The 17,227-nt window shown below is 38.5% G+C and carries 16 protein-coding genes and 1 pseudogene; 13 read left to right on the forward strand and 4 right to left on the reverse strand.

All coding sequences use genetic code 11. The features are described from left to right. Nucleotides 1–3: 3 nt before the first annotated feature. Nucleotides 4–3,435, reverse strand: coding sequence for a pyruvate carboxylase (locus G415_RS0107480; protein WP_022671056.1), 3,432 nt, complete (start codon nucleotides 3,433–3,435; stop codon nucleotides 4–6). Nucleotides 3,436–3,783: 348 nt separating this feature from the next. On the opposite strand from G415_RS0107480, the gene G415_RS0107485 reads away from it, so the two are divergent. The 11 genes and pseudogenes from G415_RS0107485 (at nucleotide 3,784) to trmB (ending at nucleotide 13,394) form a co-directional block, all read left to right on the forward strand. Then, nucleotides 3,784–4,917: an ABC transporter substrate-binding protein gene (locus G415_RS0107485; RefSeq protein WP_022671057.1), complete on the forward strand. Its 1,134-nt coding sequence runs from the start codon at nucleotides 3,784–3,786 to the stop codon at nucleotides 4,915–4,917. Between the two features lie 51 nt (nucleotides 4,918–4,968). Beyond that, nucleotides 4,969–5,865 carry a branched-chain amino acid ABC transporter permease gene (locus tag G415_RS0107490; RefSeq protein ID WP_022671058.1) on the forward strand — a complete coding sequence of 299 codons (897 nt, stop codon included), beginning with the start codon at nucleotides 4,969–4,971 and terminating at the stop codon, nucleotides 5,863–5,865. Nucleotides 5,866–5,868: 3 nt separating this feature from the next. After that, nucleotides 5,869–6,912, forward strand: a complete 1,044-nt coding sequence (locus tag G415_RS0107495; RefSeq protein WP_022671059.1) for a branched-chain amino acid ABC transporter permease — start codon at nucleotides 5,869–5,871, stop codon at nucleotides 6,910–6,912. Nucleotides 6,913–6,914: 2 nt separating this feature from the next. Continuing rightward, entirely contained in the window at nucleotides 6,915–7,694 is a 780-nt protein-coding gene (locus G415_RS0107500) for an ABC transporter ATP-binding protein (RefSeq protein ID WP_022671060.1), read from the forward strand. After that, nucleotides 7,681–8,164, forward strand: a pseudogene (locus G415_RS0107505) (ABC transporter ATP-binding protein); the annotation flags it as partial. The gene G415_RS0107500 and the pseudogene G415_RS0107505, both read left to right, overlap by 14 nt. 257 nt (nucleotides 8,165–8,421) lie before the next feature. Beyond that, nucleotides 8,422–8,970 (forward strand): helix-turn-helix domain-containing protein, encoded by a 549-nt coding sequence (locus G415_RS0107510; RefSeq protein ID WP_022671062.1) that lies wholly within the window; start codon nucleotides 8,422–8,424, stop codon nucleotides 8,968–8,970. A gap of 58 nt (nucleotides 8,971–9,028) precedes the next feature. Further along, nucleotides 9,029–9,343: a thioredoxin family protein gene (locus G415_RS0107515; protein WP_022671063.1), complete on the forward strand. Its 315-nt coding sequence runs from the start codon at nucleotides 9,029–9,031 to the stop codon at nucleotides 9,341–9,343. A 1-nt stretch (nucleotide 9,344) separates the two neighbouring features. Beyond that, entirely contained in the window at nucleotides 9,345–10,091 is a 747-nt protein-coding gene (locus tag G415_RS0107520; RefSeq protein WP_022671064.1) for a DUF364 domain-containing protein, read from the forward strand. Further along, complete coding sequence (gene argF, locus G415_RS0107525) at nucleotides 10,088–11,014, forward strand: ornithine carbamoyltransferase (protein WP_022671065.1); 927 nt, start codon at nucleotides 10,088–10,090, stop codon at nucleotides 11,012–11,014. The genes G415_RS0107520 and argF overlap by 4 nt, the downstream gene beginning before the upstream one ends. Nucleotide 11,015: 1 nt before the next feature. Further along, nucleotides 11,016–12,221, forward strand: a complete 1,206-nt coding sequence (locus G415_RS0107530; protein ID WP_022671066.1) for an argininosuccinate synthase — start codon at nucleotides 11,016–11,018, stop codon at nucleotides 12,219–12,221. 33 nt (nucleotides 12,222–12,254) lie between these two features. Then, nucleotides 12,255–13,394, forward strand: a complete 1,140-nt coding sequence (gene trmB / locus G415_RS0107535; protein WP_022671067.1) for a tRNA (guanosine(46)-N7)-methyltransferase TrmB — start codon at nucleotides 12,255–12,257, stop codon at nucleotides 13,392–13,394. Between the two features lie 25 nt (nucleotides 13,395–13,419). Here the strand turns inward: trmB and G415_RS0107540 are convergent, their stop codons facing one another. From G415_RS0107540 to hcp, 3 genes are all read right to left on the reverse strand, one after another. Then, nucleotides 13,420–13,608, reverse strand: coding sequence for a type II toxin-antitoxin system HicA family toxin (locus tag G415_RS0107540; RefSeq protein ID WP_022671068.1), 189 nt, complete (start codon nucleotides 13,606–13,608; stop codon nucleotides 13,420–13,422). Then, nucleotides 13,605–13,826: a type II toxin-antitoxin system HicB family antitoxin gene (locus tag G415_RS0107545; protein WP_022671069.1), complete on the reverse strand. Its 222-nt coding sequence runs from the start codon at nucleotides 13,824–13,826 to the stop codon at nucleotides 13,605–13,607. The genes G415_RS0107540 and G415_RS0107545 overlap by 4 nt, the downstream gene beginning before the upstream one ends. A gap of 103 nt (nucleotides 13,827–13,929) precedes the next feature. Beyond that, nucleotides 13,930–15,552, reverse strand: coding sequence for a hydroxylamine reductase (hcp, locus tag G415_RS0107550; RefSeq protein WP_022671070.1), 1,623 nt, complete (start codon nucleotides 15,550–15,552; stop codon nucleotides 13,930–13,932). Nucleotides 15,553–15,626: 74 nt separating this feature from the next. On the opposite strand from hcp, the gene G415_RS0107555 reads away from it, so the two are divergent. Both G415_RS0107555 and G415_RS0107560 read left to right on the forward strand, forming a co-directional pair. After that, complete coding sequence (locus G415_RS0107555) at nucleotides 15,627–16,262, forward strand: Crp/Fnr family transcriptional regulator (RefSeq protein WP_022671071.1); 636 nt, start codon at nucleotides 15,627–15,629, stop codon at nucleotides 16,260–16,262. After that, nucleotides 16,259–17,149 (forward strand): hypothetical protein, encoded by an 891-nt coding sequence (locus G415_RS0107560; RefSeq protein WP_022671072.1) that lies wholly within the window; start codon nucleotides 16,259–16,261, stop codon nucleotides 17,147–17,149. Before G415_RS0107555 ends, G415_RS0107560 begins: the two co-directional genes overlap by 4 nt. Nucleotides 17,150–17,227: the final 78 nt, after the last annotated feature.

Here is a 17,227-nt window from a genome sequence, read left to right on the forward strand (position 1 = left end):
CAACTATTTAAGCTTAACTATTAAATCTCCTGCTTCAATAGTATCGCCTTCTTTTAGGTAAATTTTTTCAACAACACCGTCCGTTGATGCTTTTATCTTCGTCTCCATCTTCATGGCTTCCGTAATAACAACTACATCGTCTTTTTTGACCTTATCGCCTTCTTTGAAGTTTATTTTGACTATCTTACCCGGCATCATGGCGCATATGTCCTTCGGGTCGTCAAGATTGCCCTTCACATTACTCTTTATGCTCGATGCGATTTTTTCGTCTTTTACATCAACACTTCTTGCCTGTCCATTCAACTCAAAGAACACGCGCCTATAGCCCTTCTTGTTCGGTTCACTCATGTTTATATATTTGACAAACAGGGTTTTGCCTTCTTCTATCTCCACTTCTATCTCTTCCTGTTTTTTCAACGGATAGAAGAACGATTTTGTGTCAAAAATTGACGCATCGCCGTATTCGTTGACAAACTTCACATAGTCAACAAACACATTCGGATAGAGCGCATAAGATATAACTTCTTCGTCTGTAAAATCCCTTTTAAATTTATCTTTGAGCTCTTTTCTTGCCTTATCAAAATCGTAATCACCCAGCAGTTTACCCGGTCTTTCTTTTATCGGTTTTTCGCCTTTTAAGACTATCTTTGCAAGCTTCTCTGGGAATCCGCCATAAGGTTGACCAAGCATACCCTTAAAGAAACTTACGACAGAATCAGGAAATGAGAGATTATCACCCTTCTTATACAAATCTTCTGGCTCAAGGTTGTTTTGAACCATAAACAGTGCCAAATCACCAACAACCTTTGAAGATGGCGTAACCTTTATCAAATCACCCAGCATATCGTTGACTTTCTTATACATCTTCTTTATCTCTTCCCACTTATCAATTAAACCCAAGCTTTCAACCTGAACTATCAGGTTTGAATATTGCCCGCCGGGTATCTCATGCTCATACACTTCGGCTGTTGGTGCTTTAAGGCCACTCTCAAATGGGAAGTAATACTTTCTAACCTTTTCAAAATAGTTGGCAGCTTCTTGAGCCTTATCTTCATCAATATCTGGCTTCTTCTCTGTAAATTTTAACGCCGCAAGTATAGAGTTCAAACTTGGCTGACTGGTTAGGGAAGCCATTGAGCTCATCGCAAGGTCAACAATATCAGCACCAGCTTCTGCAGCCATCAAGACAGCAGCTTCTCCATTGCCGCTTGTATCGTGCGTATGGAAATGAATAGGCAATCCCGTCTCGCTCTTAATCGCTTCAACCAAAACCTTAGCCGCATAAGGTTTTACAAGCCCAGCCATATCCTTTATGGCAATTATATCAGCACCTGCACTCTTAAGCTCCTTTGCAAGTTTTACATAATAATCAAGTGTGTATTTGGTTTTTGTTTTATCCAAAATATCACCCGTATAGCTTATGGCAGCTTCACAGATTTTACCCTGCTTTTTAACTTCTTCCATTGCCGGTTTGAGCTGTTCAACCCAGTTGAAACAGTCAAAAATTCTGAACACATCTATACCGGCTTCGGCAGAAAGTCTTACAAACTCCTTAACAACATTGTCCGGGTAATTGGTGTATCCAACAGCATTAGATGCTCTAAAAAGCATCTGAAACAGAATGTTTGGTATTCTCTCTCTCAACTTGTGCAGTCTATCCCATGGTGATTCCTTCAAAAATCTATACGCCACATCAAAGGTTGCACCGCCCCACATCTCAAGAGAGAACAATCCGTTCAAGTGATAGGCGTATAAATCTGCAACATTGAGCAGATCCTTTGTCCTTACCCTTGTTGCAAGCAGAGACTGGTGTGCATCCCTAAAAGTCGTATCGGTTATAAGAAGTCTTTTAGAACCCTTTATCTTAGATATAACACCTTCAACGCCTTCTTCGTCTAAGATATCCTTCCAGCCCTTTGGTGGTTTTTCACCAAAAGGAGCAGTATAAACAGGTATCGTTGGCAGAACAGTTTTATCATCTATAACGGCATTAGATGGATTATTCACAATATTATTTGCAAGAAACTTCAAAGCCTTGGTTGCTCTATCCCTTCTTTTTGGGAATTTATAAAGTTCGGGCGTGCTATCGACAAAATTGACATCAAACTTGCCGTTTAAGAATCTTGGATGCGTTATCACATTTTCAAGGAATTGGATGTTTGTTTTTACGCCTCTTACTCTGAACTCTTTTAAAACCCTTCCCATCTTCTTTGCTGCCTGCTCATAGGTTAAAGCCCATGTTGAAACCTTAACAAGCAAAGAATCATAATGCGGCGAAATCCTTGCACCAGCGTAAGCACTGCCAGCATCAAGCCTTACACCAAAACCTGCAGGGCTTCTGTAAACCTGAATTTCACCTGTATCTGGCATAAAGTTGTTCTCTGGGTCTTCTGTCGTTATCCTGCACTGGATTGCGTATCCTTCCTTTCTAATAGAGCTTTGAGAGTATATGCCAATCTCTTTGTCTGATAGCTTTTTGCCTTCAGCTATGAGTATTTGACTTTGAACAAGGTCAACACCCGTAATAAGCTCTGTTATTGTGTGTTCAACCTGAATTCTTGGGTTTACTTCAAGGAAATAAAAATCACCATTGCTTACTAAAAACTCAATCGTCGCAGCAGATGTGATATCGGCTTCTTTTGCTATCTTCAAAGCGGCATCGTATAAACCTTCAAGCACCCTTAACGGTAGGGATGGACTTGGCGCAATCTCTATCATCTTCTGATGTCTTCTTTGAATAGAGCAGTTTCTCTCATAGAGATGAACAATGTTGCCGTGCAAATCCGCAAGTATCTGAACTTCTATATGTCTTGGGTTTGGAAGATATTTCTCAACTATAACATCATCTCTTCCAAAGGCTTTAAGAGCTTCTCTTTTTAAGATATCAAAGTTTTCGTCAACTTCTTTGTCGTTGTTTGCTATTCTAATCCCACGGCCACCACCGCCTGCCGTTGCCTTCATCATTATAGGATAGCCAATCTGCGATGCTATTCTTTTAACATCGTCGGGTGTTTTTACATTCTCATCAGAGCCTTCAATAACAGGCACACCACAGGATTTAGCAAGCTGTTTGGAAAGCAGCTTATCGCCAAATAGCTTTATAACTTCAGGCTTTGGGCCTATAAAATTTATACCCGCATCCGAACACTTTTTGGCAAACTCGGCAGATTCAGCTAAAAAACCATAACCCGGATGAATAGCATCTACACCCTTTCTCAAAGCTAAATCAATAATCTCATCGATACTGAGATACGCTTCAACTGGGTTTTTATCTCTGCCTATAAGATAGGCTTCGTCTGCCTTGTATCTGTGCAGAGAGTACTTATCTTCTTCGGAATAGATAGCAACAGTCTTCTTGCCAAGCTCTGTTGCAGCCCTAAAAACTCTGATGGCTATCTCCCCCCTATTTGCACACATAATCTTGTTTAGCCTCATCGCTCCCCCCTTTGAGTATTATATGTGTAATGTTTTTAACATTTTACCTAATAATACCACCCATGTCAAATAGCTTATTGTTAAGTAATAGTATGTTAGTTAACTAATCGAAATTTAAAAAATTTAATCATGGAAAAGTTCGAGCACGAATTTCATATCGAGTTTTTTAATTTACTAAACATTCCAATATAACCTTATAGAGAAAGCGTTTTCTTAAAAATGTCAGTTCAATATTTAGAACAAAATTTACTTTTTTCACCATTCTAAACTAAAAAACAAAAATTATTGTCTTGACAAGGATTTTAGGTTGGAATATAACCTTAGCAACAAATTTTAAGGAGGTGGGCTATGAAGCGATTGTTAAGTTCGCTCGTAGCGGTATTGGTTGCCGTTTCGTTTTTGGCAAGTGCAAGCCTTGCCAAAGAGATTAAAGTTGGTGTTGTATGGCCTATGACAGGCCTAATTGCAGCATTTGGTCAAAGCGCTTGGAAGGGAGCAAAGCTTGCCCAATCAATGGAACCGACAGTAAAAGGTGGCTGTAAAATCCATCTAATTCTCCTTGACAACAAAGGAATGAAGGTAGAGACGGCAAACGCAGTAAGCAAATTAATCACCGAGAACCATGTAAAAGCAATCATCGGTGCAATATCAAGTAGTAATACGCTGGCTGGTGCTCCTATTGCCGAGAAAAACCACATTCCTATGCTAACATCTTCTGCTACAAATCCACTGGTGACAAAGGGTAAAAAATATATTTCAAGAGTATGTTTTATCGACCCATTTCAGGGTGAAGTAGCAGCAAGATACATTTATAATACTCTTCACCTTAAAAAAGCAGCTGTAATGATAGAAAAAGACCAAGACTATTCTATAGGTCTTGCCCACGCATTTATGAAAGCATTTAAAAAACTTGGTGGCAAGATTGTTGCTATTGAGTTCTTCCAATCTACAGACCAAGATTACTCTGCTCAAGTAGCTGACCTAAAGAACAAGAATCCTCAGATTATTTACATGCCATCTTACTATCAGGAAATCTCCCTATTTGCAAGACAGGCAAGGCAGTATGGCTTAAACCAACCTATAATGGCGGGAGATGGTGCAGAAGCCGATGCTCTTCTAAAAATTGGCGGAAAAGCAGTTAATGGGCTTACATTCACAACTCATTATGATGTTCATGCAGCAGCAACCCCTCTCGCTAAAAAATTCATAGCACTATTCAGAAAAAAATACCATGAAGACCCTGACGCTATGGCAGCTTTAGGAGCTGATGCATATTTCGTTCTTGCAAACGCAATCAACAAGGCTGGTGGCTGCAAGGCTACACCTGATAAAATCAATTACTGGATAAGGCATACTAAAAACTTCAAAGGCGTAACTGGAGTAATAACCATTAATCCAAAAACAGGCAACGCTATAAAAAGCGCCGTTATAAGAAAAGTAGAAAACGGCAAATTCGTATATGTAACAACGGTCAATCCATAAAAAATTCCAGGGTGGGCAAAGCCCACCCAATCCTAAAAAGAGAGAGGAAAAATGAACTCGACAGTTATTTTGCAACAGTTAGTTAATGGCATATCTCTTGGAAGTCTTTATGGTTTGGTGGCTATAGGCTATACAATGGTCTATGGAGTTATAAGGCTTATAAACTTCGCACACGGCGACATTATGATGGTAGGAATGTATTTCGCCTTTACAGGTGTAGCTATGATGTTTATGCCGTGGTGGGCTGCATTCCTGCTATCTATGATTGCAACAGCACTTTTGGGAGTTATTATTGATAGAATAGCCTACAAACCTTTAAGAAACGCAAGCAGAATCTCAGCTTTGATAACTGCCATCGGTGTATCCTTCTTTTTAGAGAATTTATTTTTGGTCGTTTACGGCGGTGTTCCTAAAGCCTTTCCCGTTCCTTCAGTCTTTGGCGGAGCAATAAATATACATGGCGTCATATTTCCTAACATAGCTATAATAACACCTATCGTGGCTATGATTTTTCTGGGGATACTTCTCGTTCTGCTCCACAAGACCAAATACGGTATGGCCATGAGAGCACTATCTTTGGACATGGAAACTGTGAGAATAATGGGTGTAAATGTTGACCTGATAATATCGCTGGTATTCGCAATAGGCTCCTTCTTAGCGGCTTTAGGTGGAATATTCTGGGCTATGAGATACCCAGCCATAAACCCATTAATTGGAATAATGCCCGGTCTTAAAGCATTTGCAGCCGCTGTATTGGGTGGAATAGGTTCTGTTGCTGGTGCAGCAGTCGGTGGATTCATAATAGGTATATCAGAAATCTTAATAGTTGCCTTATTCCCTGCATTAGCAGGATACAAAGACGCCTTTGCCTTTCTGTTTTTGATATTCGTTCTTCTGTTTAAGCCCACAGGTATAATGGGCGAAGACCTTGAAAGGGGGCGCTTCTAAAAAATGAAATTAGACAGAAATAATATACTAACGGCTCTTTTTATTTTAGCTATTTTTGTGTTTTTCTGGTACGGCAACCACAACTTCACAGCCTACTCCATAAGAATATGGGAAACAACGGCTATATTTCTTATGCTTGCAGCAAGCTACAATTTAATAAACGGCGTAACGGGTCAGTTCTCCTTAGAACCGAATGGGTTTGTCGCTATAGGAGCTTATGTTGCTGCAATACTAACATTAACACCTGCCCAAAAAGAAGCAATGTTTATTATCGAACCAATGGTTCCTTGGCTTGCACATCTTCACATGTCGTTCTTGCCTGCCCTAATAATAGCAGGTGTAGTGACAGCGATTGTTGGTTTTCTGCTTGGTTTTCCGGTTTTTAGAGTTAGAGGAGATTATCTCGCTATCGTAACACTTGGTTTCGGTTTAACAATTAGAGTAGTCTCAAACAACACAATAACGATAACTAACGGCGCTTTAGGTCTTAAAGGAATAGCAAGCTACACAAATATTTGGTGGTGCTTAGGATGGGCTGTAGTAAGCATGATAGTAATAATGAGAATAGTTGATTCAGCCTTTGGAAGAGCAATGAAAGCAATTAGAGACGATGAAGATGCTGCAATCGCCATGGGTATAAATACTCTATGGATAAAACAAGCAGCCTTTGTTACAGCAGCATTCTTTGAAGGTGTTGGTGGTGGGTTGCTTGCACATCTTATAACAACAATATCACCAACAATGTTTACATTTTTCCTAACCTTCCAACTACTAATAATAATAGTCGTCGGCGGTTTGGGCAGTATGACGGGAACAGCTATTGCAACAATTCTGGTTATATGGGGAAACGAGCTTTTAAGAGTCGTAGAGCAACCTATGAATATATTTGGATTACACATACCAGGAATACCTGGCATGAGAATGGTTATATTTTCTGTTCTCTTGATTGTAATAATGATATTTGCACGTGAAGGCATAATGGGACAAAAAGAGTTCTCGTGGGACTGGTTGTTCAGTAAACTAAAGGGAAGGGGAAATAACGCTTAGCCATGAGTGATGTAATATTAAAGTGCGATAAGATAACAATGAGATTTGGTGGGTTAACAGCTGTAAACCAGTTTTCAATAGAAGTTAATGAACACATGATATTCGGCATCATAGGACCAAATGGTGCAGGAAAGACAACAGCTTTCAACATGATAACGGGCAACCTAACACCTACAAGCGGAGAGATAATATTTTACGGCACAAATATCACAGGAATGAAACCCTATAAAATCGTCTCTTTGGGCATGGCAAGAACATTTCAAAATATACGATTATTCTCAAACCTATCGGTAATAGAAAATGTTTTAACAGGATTCCATCATAAGCTTAAATACAATCTCATCGACGCAATTTTGAGAACTCCAAGATTTTACAGATACGAAAAGCAGATGAGAGAAGAAGCAATGATGCTTTTAGAAAGCGTTGGCCTTGCAGACAAGGCAAACTTTAAAGCGAGCGAGTTGCCTTATGGTGAAAGGCGTAAGGTTGAGATAGCAAGGGCATTGGCAACAGGCCCTAAGATGTTGCTTTTGGATGAGCCTGCTGCAGGCATGAACCCGCAGGAGACACTCAATCTTATGTATTTCATACAGGAGATAAAAGACAAGTTCAATCTCACTATTCTTCTCATAGAGCACGATATGAAGTTTGTTATGAATCTGTGCGAAAGGATAGCCGTTTTAGACCACGGCGTAAAGATAGCAGAAGGCAAACCCGAAGAGATACAGAAAAACCCTGATGTTATCAGGGCGTATTTGGGAGATTTCCATGCTAACGGTTAAAGATTTAAATGTGTATTACGGCGTTATACATGCAGTAAAGGGCATAAGCTTTGAAGTTCCAAATGGCAAAATCGTAACGCTTATCGGTGCAAATGGTGCAGGCAAGTCAAGCACATTAAAGTCAATAGCAGGACTCGTAAAGCCAAAAGGCAAAATCCTATTTAAGGATAAAGATATTTCAAAAACGCAGGCTTATAAAATATCAAGAATGGGAATAGCTTTGGTTCCAGAAGGTAGAAGAGTTTTTGTCAATTTGACAATACTTGAAAATCTAAGAATGGGCGGTTTCAACAAAAAACACTCAGAGCTTGAGCCACTCTATGAGAAAATGTTTGAGTTATTCCCAATACTGAAAGAGAGAGCTCATCAAAAAGCCGGAACACTATCAGGCGGTGAACAGCAGATGCTTGCTATAGCAAGGGCTCTGATGAGTGAACCCGAACTTTTGATGCTTGATGAACCAAGTCTTGGTCTTGCACCGCTGATTGTGTCTGAAGTGTTTGATATTTTAAAAGAGTTAAACAAACAAGGCAAAACGATTCTCCTTGTTGAGCAGAATGCTGCCCAAGCTCTGCAGCTTGCCGATTATGGCTATGTGCTTGAAAATGGTCAGATTACTCTTGAAGGTGATGCAAAAGAGCTACTCGAAAACGAAGATGTAAGAAAAGCATATCTCGGTGAAACTTAATCTTGATTTTCATAAAAAAATGTTCTATATTTTGAAATCATGAAAATTGGAAGCAAGATTCGTGAGTTTAGACTAAAGAAAAATATGACCCTAAGGGATTTAAGCAAAAAGTCCGGCTGTTCCTTAGGGTTTTTATCTCAAGTAGAAAGAGATTTAGTTTCACCAACTATTTCAAGTTTAAGAAGAATAGCAGATGCCTTAGACATAAACATAATCTCTCTATTTGAAGAAAAAGAGTCACCAATCGACTCCATAGTCGTCAAAAAGGCAAACAGAGGCAGGTTTGAAAACAAACGCTCAAAGGTAAGATATGAGCTTCTGCGTCCACAGTTCTCAGATACAACGATAGAAGCGCTGTATATGTATCTTGAGCCGGGTGCTTTAAGCGGCCCAAATCCACATTCACATAACGGCGAAGAGCTGGTTATTGTCTTAAAAGGTCAGCTTGAGATAGAAGTGGGCGGAAAAAAGTATCTGCTGGAAGAAGGCGATTCAGCTGTCTATAACTCCAACATACCACACAGATGGAGAAATCCATCAGACAAGCAGACAGAAGTTATCTGGGTTAACCACCCACCAACATTCTAACTTGCATTTTTGTCAAAATTTTTAGAAAATAGCAGCAATTTATGATAAGGTAAGTGCCATGAAAAAAATTGAGAGTATCGAAGAGTTTGACTCTTTCATTTCAAGTGAAAAACCTGTCATAGTCGTTTTTTCAACACACGATTGTGCAACATGCAAACCCGTTAAAGAGAAAGTGGAAAAGAGATTTACACAGGTTGAGACAGCAGAAGTATTTTTGGATGATTTGACAGAGCTATCGGGAAGGTTAAGCATATTTAATGTGCCGACAGTGTGCATCTATCTTGAATCAAAAGAGCTTTACAGATTCATCAGAGTTTTTTCAATGGACGAGATAGAAGAGAAGCTAAACAGAATCTTACAATTCATGGAATAAAATGTTTATCCACGAAACCATTTTTAATCTAACCATAGACGAAGCAAAAAAACGCACAATAACGGATGTAAGGATTGGCTTGGGTTATACACTCGTCGAACTTGACGGCTCAATAGCTGGACTCTCATACAGCTTCTATTCTCAGCTTAACCTAAAAAACTGCACCGTCTTAAAAGAAGCAGGAGAACTTACAGGAAAAAGGGCTGATTTTCTTCTTGAGAAGATATTTTCATACAATCTGCTTGACTCAACGCTTGCCTTAGCAACAGCAAATGCGATAATAAACTCTAAAGAGATAAAAGATGAAAATATAGACATCGTTTCAATCATCACAAAGAGCGATAAAGTTGTGATGGTTGGCTATTTTTCGCCACTGATAGAGCCAATAAAAAGCAGGGCAGGTCAATTTGTCGTATGCGACAGAACACCAAGAGAAGAAAGCCTACCCGATTATGCTGAATATTTTGAGCTAAAAGATGCAGACATAGTTATTTTGACTGCAACTTCAATCATCAACAAAACCATAGATAATCTGCTTGAGATGATTAAAAAAGCAAAAGTTATTGCAATAATGGGTCCTTCAACGCCCATGAGCTGCTCCATCTTTAACAGAAACATATACCTTATGGGCAGCATAATAACAGATATACCAAAAGCAAAAGAGATAATCAGTCAAAGCGGCGGAACACAGAAGCTAAAGCCCGCTGTCAAAAAAATAAGCGTAAAGTGTGAAAGGAGAGAAAAATGAGACACTGTTTGAGTTTAAAAGACTTAACAAAAGATGAAATTTTAGAATTAATTGAGAAAGCAATCCAGATAAAATCAAAGATAAAAAACAGAGAAGATTATACGCCACTAAAGGGCATTATTCTGGGTATGATATTTGAGAAATCGTCAACAAGAACAAGACTATCGTTTGAGACAGGAATGAAAAGGTTAGGCGGTGACGCTGTGTTTTTGTCGCCACGAGATATACAACTCGGCAGAGGAGAAACGATTGAAGACACAGCCAGGGTCGTCTCAAGGTATGTTGACATAATCATGATAAGAACTTACGAGCACCAGAGAATCTTGACATTTGCAAAATATTCGTCTGTTCCTGTAATAAACGCCTTGACAGACCTGCTCCATCCGTGTCAGGTTCTTGCTGACTTAATGACAATCAAAGAGAAAAAGGGCAACATTGAAAATATAAAGGTTGCCTTTTTGGGAGATGGCAACAATATGGCAAACTCTTGGATTTATGCTGCAGCTGTTGTAGGCTTCGAACTATCTGTTGCAACACCTGTCGATTTTGCACCAAACGGCGTTGTTGTAAAAGAAGCATTGGAATTATCCAAAACAACCGGTGCAAAGATAACACTTACCGATAATCCACAGGAAGCTGTAAACAACGCAGATTTGATATACACGGATGTTTGGGCTTCGATGGGTCAAGAAGAGCAAAAAGAGAAAAAGCATGCTCTAATGAAATCCTATCAGGTAAATAAAGAGCTTACCAAATTTGCCAAAGAAGATTATATCTTTATGCACTGTTTGCCCGCTCACAGAGAAGAAGAAGTCTCAGCCGATGTAATTGATGATGAGAAGCACTCTGTTGTGTGGGACGAAGCAGAAAATAGAACATATGCACAACTTGCAACAATAATGAAACTAATTGGGAGGGATTAAGATGGATAAAGTTAAAAAGGTTGTTTTGGCTTACTCTGGTGGATTAGACACATCCGTAATCGTAAAATGGCTTCAGGATAAATATGGATGTGAAGTCATAACCTATACGGCTGATTTGGGTCAAAATGAAGATTTAGAACCCATCAAAGAGAAAGCCTTAAAAGTTGGAGCAAGTAAAGCCTATATTGAAGATGTAAGGGAAGAGTTTTTAAACGAGTATGTGATGAGAGCGTTCAAGTTTGGCGCTTTATATGAAGGCAAATATCCGCTCGCAACGGCTTTAGGAAGGCCTTTAATCACAAAAAAGATGATAGAGATAGCACAAAAAGAAGGAGCAGACGCCATAGCTCACGGCTCCACAGGGAAAGGCAACGATCAGGTAAGGTTTGATGTATCTGCCGTTGCTTTGAAACCAGATATAAAAGTAATAGCACCCGTTAGAGAGTGGGAGTTAAAGTCAAGAGATGAAGAGATAGAGTATGCAAAAAAACATGGAATTCCTGTTCCCGTTACGAAAGATAAACCATATTCGATTGATAGAAACATTTGGGGATTATCCGTTGAAGCAGGCCCTTTAGAAGACCCGTATCACGAGCCAGATGAAGAGATATACTCAATGACAACAAATCCACTTGAAGCACCCGACAAACCGGAGTATGTCGAGATAGACTTTGAAAAGGGCATTCCTGTCGCTTTGAATGGTCAAAAAATGAGCATCGTTGAGCTTGTCGAGAAGGCAAACGAGATAGCAGGCAGACACGGTGTTGGAAGGATAGATATGGTTGAAAATAGGCTCGTTGGCATAAAATCAAGGGAGATTTACGAAGCACCTGCTGCCGTTATGCTGCTTGAAGCAAAAAGAAGCTTAGATGAGCTAATTCTTGACAGAGAGACCCTGCACCTAAAAGACCAATTAGCTTTGAAGTATGCAGAGCTTGTTTATTACGGATACTGGTTCTGCGATTTAAGGGAAGCATTGGATGCCTTTGCAGACAAACTAAACGAAAGGGCAACAGGCACAGTCAAAGTAAAACTATACAAAGGCAAAGCCGTATCCGTTGCAAGAAAATCGCCTTACGGATTGTATTCGAAAGAGCTTGCAACATACGACCCAGGCGATACATTCAATCACAAATACGGTGAAGCATTCTGCTATATTTGGGGATTGCCTTTAAGGGTTGCTGGAGAGATAAAAAATAAGATGTAATCTGTGGCGGGTTAAAAGCCCGCCTTTTTGATTATGCCACATGCAGTCATAAGAACAGACGCCGATATAATAGGTTTCAGCGATAAAGATATATATTTCTCAAGCAAGGGTGATTTCTTTATAAAACCTGTATCAACAAAGTGTGATGATTTCTTTATAAGAACCTACCAGAAAAACGGCAAAATAGTCGTTAAGCTTGACAAAACGACATACCCGCTCATAACAGACGACATAAAACAGGCAATATTTGAGTTTGCAAGTTTTATAGCAGAAGAGACTCAGGGCTCAATAGTTCACCACAATCTTACAGACACAAACAAGGATTGCCAGATAATAAACAGATACCTAATAAAAGCCAACGATTTGAAGGATTTTGCAAAATCCAAGAACAAAATTATCTTAGAACTCGGTATGGGAAACGGAGAATTTTTAACAAAAATGGCAAAAAATAATCCATCAACCACATTCATTGGCTTTGAGATATCAAACGAAGCAATAGCAAAAGCTTCAAAGAGATTTAATGACGAGAATTTAAAAAATGTAAGAATAGTAAACTATGATGCAAAATACTGCTTGGACGTCTTTAAAGAAAACAGTGTCGATGCTGTATATGTGAACTTTCCCGAGCCTTGGTATAAATTCAAAAGGATAAAACATGCACTTTTAAACAAAAATACCATTAAAAAGCTAAAGAGAATATTGGCAGTTAATGGAGTTTTTAAACTCTTAACGGATAATTTAGCCTATGCAGTAAGCTCATCATTAGCCTGCAGTTTAACAGATTTAGAGAATATTCAAAAAAGAGTTATAGAGACGGCAAAAGAGAAGATAGAGACAAGATACGAGCGCAGATGGATAAGAAAAAGAAGACAAATTTACTCGGTTGCGTTCAAAAAGACAAAACCAACGGAAGAAAAACAGAGCTTTAACATAGATTTTCCTGTAAAAATAGAAAAAGAGTTTATCTTAAAAGATGGCATTATCTTTAAAGTTATGGAGATATTTACAAATAATCAAGACCAAAGAATAGCAGAAATCACATTTGGAGAGAGCAAAAACCCACAACACGCATATTTCGGCTTAACAAAAAACAATGAGCTATTTTTACTACCACAAAGCGTCTTCGTTCCAGATAGAGAAGCCTGCTTAGCTTTTGAACTCGCCAGAAAGTAAATCTTTAAAAATTCGTTTCTATTTATTAAATCTCTCTATCGTCTCCCAGCCTTCTGAGAATTTTCCAAGCTAACGGCTCTTTTATCTCTTTGTGGCGTGGAATGGTCTCAACAATACCAGTCTTAGGGTTAATCCACAAAGAATGAGATTTACCTTCTCTTTTTAAATAACAACCCATAGCTTTTAATCTTTTCTCTAAATCTTTTCTTTTCATCCTATAACTATGGTATCTTGAATAACATTTTCCGCAGGATAATTATTTAGAGCATTTTCTCTTAAATCTTCCAAGATAAGCTCTATAGCTTCTTTTAAACTCTCTTTAGCTTCTTCCACAGTCTCTCCTTGACCATTTGCTCCTGGAACTTCCGGACAGATAGCCCAATAACCACCTTCGGGGGCCGGTCTAATTATTGCCGTAAATTCAGCCTTCATTTTACAATCTCCTAACATTTTTATTTTTCAAATGATATAGCAACTTATTAAGGTTGTCAATTTATGAAAAAGCCCCCTGAAAGAATCAGGGGGCAGGTGGGTATTATCCGATTAGCTCTTTCATGTCAGAGTCAACATCGCTGATTGTTGAGATGTTGAACTTCTCAACAAGAACTTTGGCAACATTTTCAGACAAGAATGCAGGCAAGGTTGGACCCAATTTAATATTTTTAACGCCAAGATAAAGAAGTGCAAGTAAAACTGTAACGGCTTTCTGCTCATACCATGCAATATTGTATGCTATCGGCAGCTCGTTTATATCGTTTAAGCCAAACACTTCTTTAAGCTTTAATGCTATCACAGCAAGACTATAGCTATCATTACACTGACCAGCATCAAGCACCCTTGGAATACCATTTATATCGCCGAGATTGAGTTTGATGTATCTATACTTTGCACATCCTGCAGTCAAAATCACAGTATCCTTAGGCAGCTTCTTTGCAAACTCGGTGTAATACTCCCTTGCCTTATGTCTGCCATCACACCCAGCCATAACAACAAACTTTCTTATGGCGCCACTCTTAACAGCTTCAACAACCTTATCGGCAAGTTTAAACACCTGCTCATGAGCAAATCCGCCAATTATCTTGCCTTCTTCAAGCGGCGTTGGTGGTTTGCACTTTTTAGCAAGCTCTATAATTTCTGAGAAATCCTTTGGTTTACCATCAACCCTATCTGGAATGTGTTTTACACCAGGAAATCCTACATTGCCTGTCGTAAACACTCTATCTTTGTAGCTATCCTTTGGTGGCACAAGACAGTTTGTGGTCATTAGAATTGGTCCATTAAACGCTTCAAACTCCTTATCCTGTTGCCACCACGCATTACCGTAATTTCCAACAAAGTGCTCATACTTTTTAAATGCAGGATAGTAGTTTGCAGGCAGCATCTCACCATGCGTATATACATCAACGCCTGTGCCCTTTGTCTGCTCAAGCAACTCTTCCAAATCCTTTAAGTCGTGTCCAGAAATGAGAATACCCGGATTATTTCTTACGCCGATGTTAACTTCACTAATCTCTGGATGACCGTAAGTCTCGGTGTTTGCCTTATCAAGCAGAGCCATAACATCAACGGCAATCTCACCTGTCTTCATCACAAGACCGATTAACTCATCAACACTATGCTCTTCTGTTGTTGCAGCCAAACCTTCAATCATAAAATCCCAAATCTTCTGGTTTTCATATCCCAAAACTAAGGCATGCTCGCCGTATGCGGCAATGCCTTTAATTCCATAAATCATTAACTCTTTCAAAGACCTTTTATCTTCGTCTGTCTCTGCTGGAATTTTTGCATCGTCCCATTTGGCTAAAAACTCTTCTTTTGTTGAGCCATTCCATGTTGCAGAATCGTGCAATCCTTCGTCGCTTATGTTGTATTTTGCTTTGAGCTGGTCTCTTAGCCTTAGTCCTTCCCTTATTGCATCGGCGATTCTATCTTCGTCGAAGTTAACATTTGTAATTGTTGTAAATAGGGCTTTTGCTATGAAGTGAGCCACTTCTTTATCAACCTTGCCAGCCTTCTTAGCAACAACGCTTATACCCTTGCAGACGTAAACGAGCACATCTTCTAAGTTTGCAACCCTTTCATCTTTACCGCATACGCCTTTTGCTGTGCATGCTTGGTTTCTTAAAGTCTCCTGACATTGAAAACAGAACATTGACATGTTCACACCTCCTTGTTTTTTTCTTGCGTTAAATATATACTTTTAGATGAAAAAATAATTGATTTAGGTCAAGAATGGATAAAAAAGAAGCAATAGAGTTGTTTTTAGATGCCCTTGATATAAAGGACGATAAACTCATTAATGACATAAACGCTGTATCGTGGCTCATAAACAAACAGAAAAAGGAAGTTATCTTTCTTGAAGGTTCAAAAGGCAATAGTATGTTTTTCGTTGTAAAGGGTTTTGTAAAATTATTCAAAACTTCAGAAGACGGCAAAGAAGTGGTTATAAATATAATAGGAAAAGGCGAAACTTTTGCAGAAATTGTTTTGTTCTTGCAGGATACATATCCTGTTAGTGCAGAAGCAATTGAAGACACTCTCCTGCTTGAGATAAACTCAAACAGATTATTCGAGAAGATAAAAGAGAATCCCGAATTTGCAATGAAGCTGCTTGGCGTCTTTGCTCAGAGACTCAACTTTATGGCAAAAAGAATAAAAGAGCTATCGCTTGACGATGCAGAAGAGAGACTTATAAGCTATCTAAACAATCTAAAAGATGAAAAAAATATGGTTGTCCTAAGCATACCCAAAAAGGAGCTTGCAACTGCCATAGGAGTATCAGCAGAAACATTATCAAGACTCTTTAAAAAATTAAAAGATAAAGGTATAATAGACCAGAAAGGAAAAGAGATAAAACTAAAAAGATGAAAAAATCAGTATATGTTGCAACGATAGTCGGCTTAAGCGCTATAATTTTGGTTCTTTTAAGCTATATAACCTTCACAAACAGCTCATCTCTTCTTAAAATAGCTATAAATGCCTATCTCAAAAAATACAACATAACTTCAAGCTTTGAAAAACTAAACATAAAATCAGCTTCAAGCATAAACATAAAGGGCTTCAGCATAAAAACGGACAAAATTAAAGCCGATGCAGATGAGCTTTTGGCTAATTTGGACAAAAAGGGCAATCTAAATCTAAAACTAACAAACCCGATAATAGAGATAAACTTAAGCAGTCAAAACGAGTCCAAAGGCTCAAACTTCACACTGCCAGCATTAAAAATCGGCAGGATAGAGATAGACAACTTAACACTAAATCTTATAGCAAAAGAAAAGACTATAAAGATAAGCAAAATGAACATAAACTTAACAAGCAAGAATATAGAATTTACCGGCACAATAATCTTCAAAGACAAAAACTCTTCGCTCACTGCAGAGATAGAGAAAGCAAAAGGAGAGTTAAATTTCTCTTCTAATTCTATTCTAATCCCAAAAATGCTTATAAAACCCAAAAGTATAACATTCACAAAAGACAAGGCTCAGCTTCTTATAAAACAGCCTATATATATAACAAACCTTCTTATCAATCTCTCACCATTTTCTGTTAGTTTTGGCTCAATTGACACATCAGATTTACAGGCAAAATACAAAAAACACTTAGTCAACATTTCAAAAGCTGGTGTCTTTTTAAAACAGAGCATAATAAAGGCGAGTCTCTATCAGATAAACTTAGACAACAAACTCAAATTCAACATACCGACTTCAATTTTTGACTTAAAAAAAAACTTCTTAATATCTCTTTTGACAACCTAAGTTCAGATTACGAACTATTTACTTCAGAAAACATTGCAGGCAACATCTCGCTTAAAGACAAAACAGTTAACCTTAAAG

Origin of the sequence: Hippea alviniae EP5-r, assembly GCF_000420385.1 — a bacterium.
Taxonomy (GTDB): domain Bacteria; phylum Campylobacterota_A; class Desulfurellia; order Desulfurellales; family Hippeaceae; genus Hippea; species Hippea alviniae.

Coding starts and splice junctions, on each gene's coding strand:
- G415_RS0107480 (WP_022671056.1), bottom strand. CDS start 3,435: ATGAGGCTAAACAAGATTATGTGTGCAAATAGGGGGGAGATAGCCATC.
- G415_RS0107485 (WP_022671057.1), top strand. CDS start 3,784: ATGAAGCGATTGTTAAGTTCGCTCGTAGCGGTATTGGTTGCCGTTTCG.
- G415_RS0107490 (WP_022671058.1), top strand. CDS start 4,969: ATGAACTCGACAGTTATTTTGCAACAGTTAGTTAATGGCATATCTCTT.
- G415_RS0107495 (WP_022671059.1), top strand. CDS start 5,869: ATGAAATTAGACAGAAATAATATACTAACGGCTCTTTTTATTTTAGCT.
- G415_RS0107500 (WP_022671060.1), top strand. CDS start 6,915: ATGAGTGATGTAATATTAAAGTGCGATAAGATAACAATGAGATTTGGT.
- G415_RS0107510 (WP_022671062.1), top strand. CDS start 8,422: ATGAAAATTGGAAGCAAGATTCGTGAGTTTAGACTAAAGAAAAATATG.
- G415_RS0107515 (WP_022671063.1), top strand. CDS start 9,029: ATGAAAAAAATTGAGAGTATCGAAGAGTTTGACTCTTTCATTTCAAGT.
- G415_RS0107520 (WP_022671064.1), top strand. CDS start 9,345: ATGTTTATCCACGAAACCATTTTTAATCTAACCATAGACGAAGCAAAA.
- argF (WP_022671065.1), top strand. CDS start 10,088: ATGAGACACTGTTTGAGTTTAAAAGACTTAACAAAAGATGAAATTTTA.
- G415_RS0107530 (WP_022671066.1), top strand. CDS start 11,016: ATGGATAAAGTTAAAAAGGTTGTTTTGGCTTACTCTGGTGGATTAGAC.
- trmB (WP_022671067.1), top strand. CDS start 12,255: ATGCCACATGCAGTCATAAGAACAGACGCCGATATAATAGGTTTCAGC.
- G415_RS0107540 (WP_022671068.1), bottom strand. CDS start 13,608: ATGAAAAGAAAAGATTTAGAGAAAAGATTAAAAGCTATGGGTTGTTAT.
- G415_RS0107545 (WP_022671069.1), bottom strand. CDS start 13,826: ATGAAGGCTGAATTTACGGCAATAATTAGACCGGCCCCCGAAGGTGGT.
- hcp (WP_022671070.1), bottom strand. CDS start 15,552: ATGTCAATGTTCTGTTTTCAATGTCAGGAGACTTTAAGAAACCAAGCA.
- G415_RS0107555 (WP_022671071.1), top strand. CDS start 15,627: ATGGATAAAAAAGAAGCAATAGAGTTGTTTTTAGATGCCCTTGATATA.
- G415_RS0107560 (WP_022671072.1), top strand. CDS start 16,259: ATGAAAAAATCAGTATATGTTGCAACGATAGTCGGCTTAAGCGCTATA.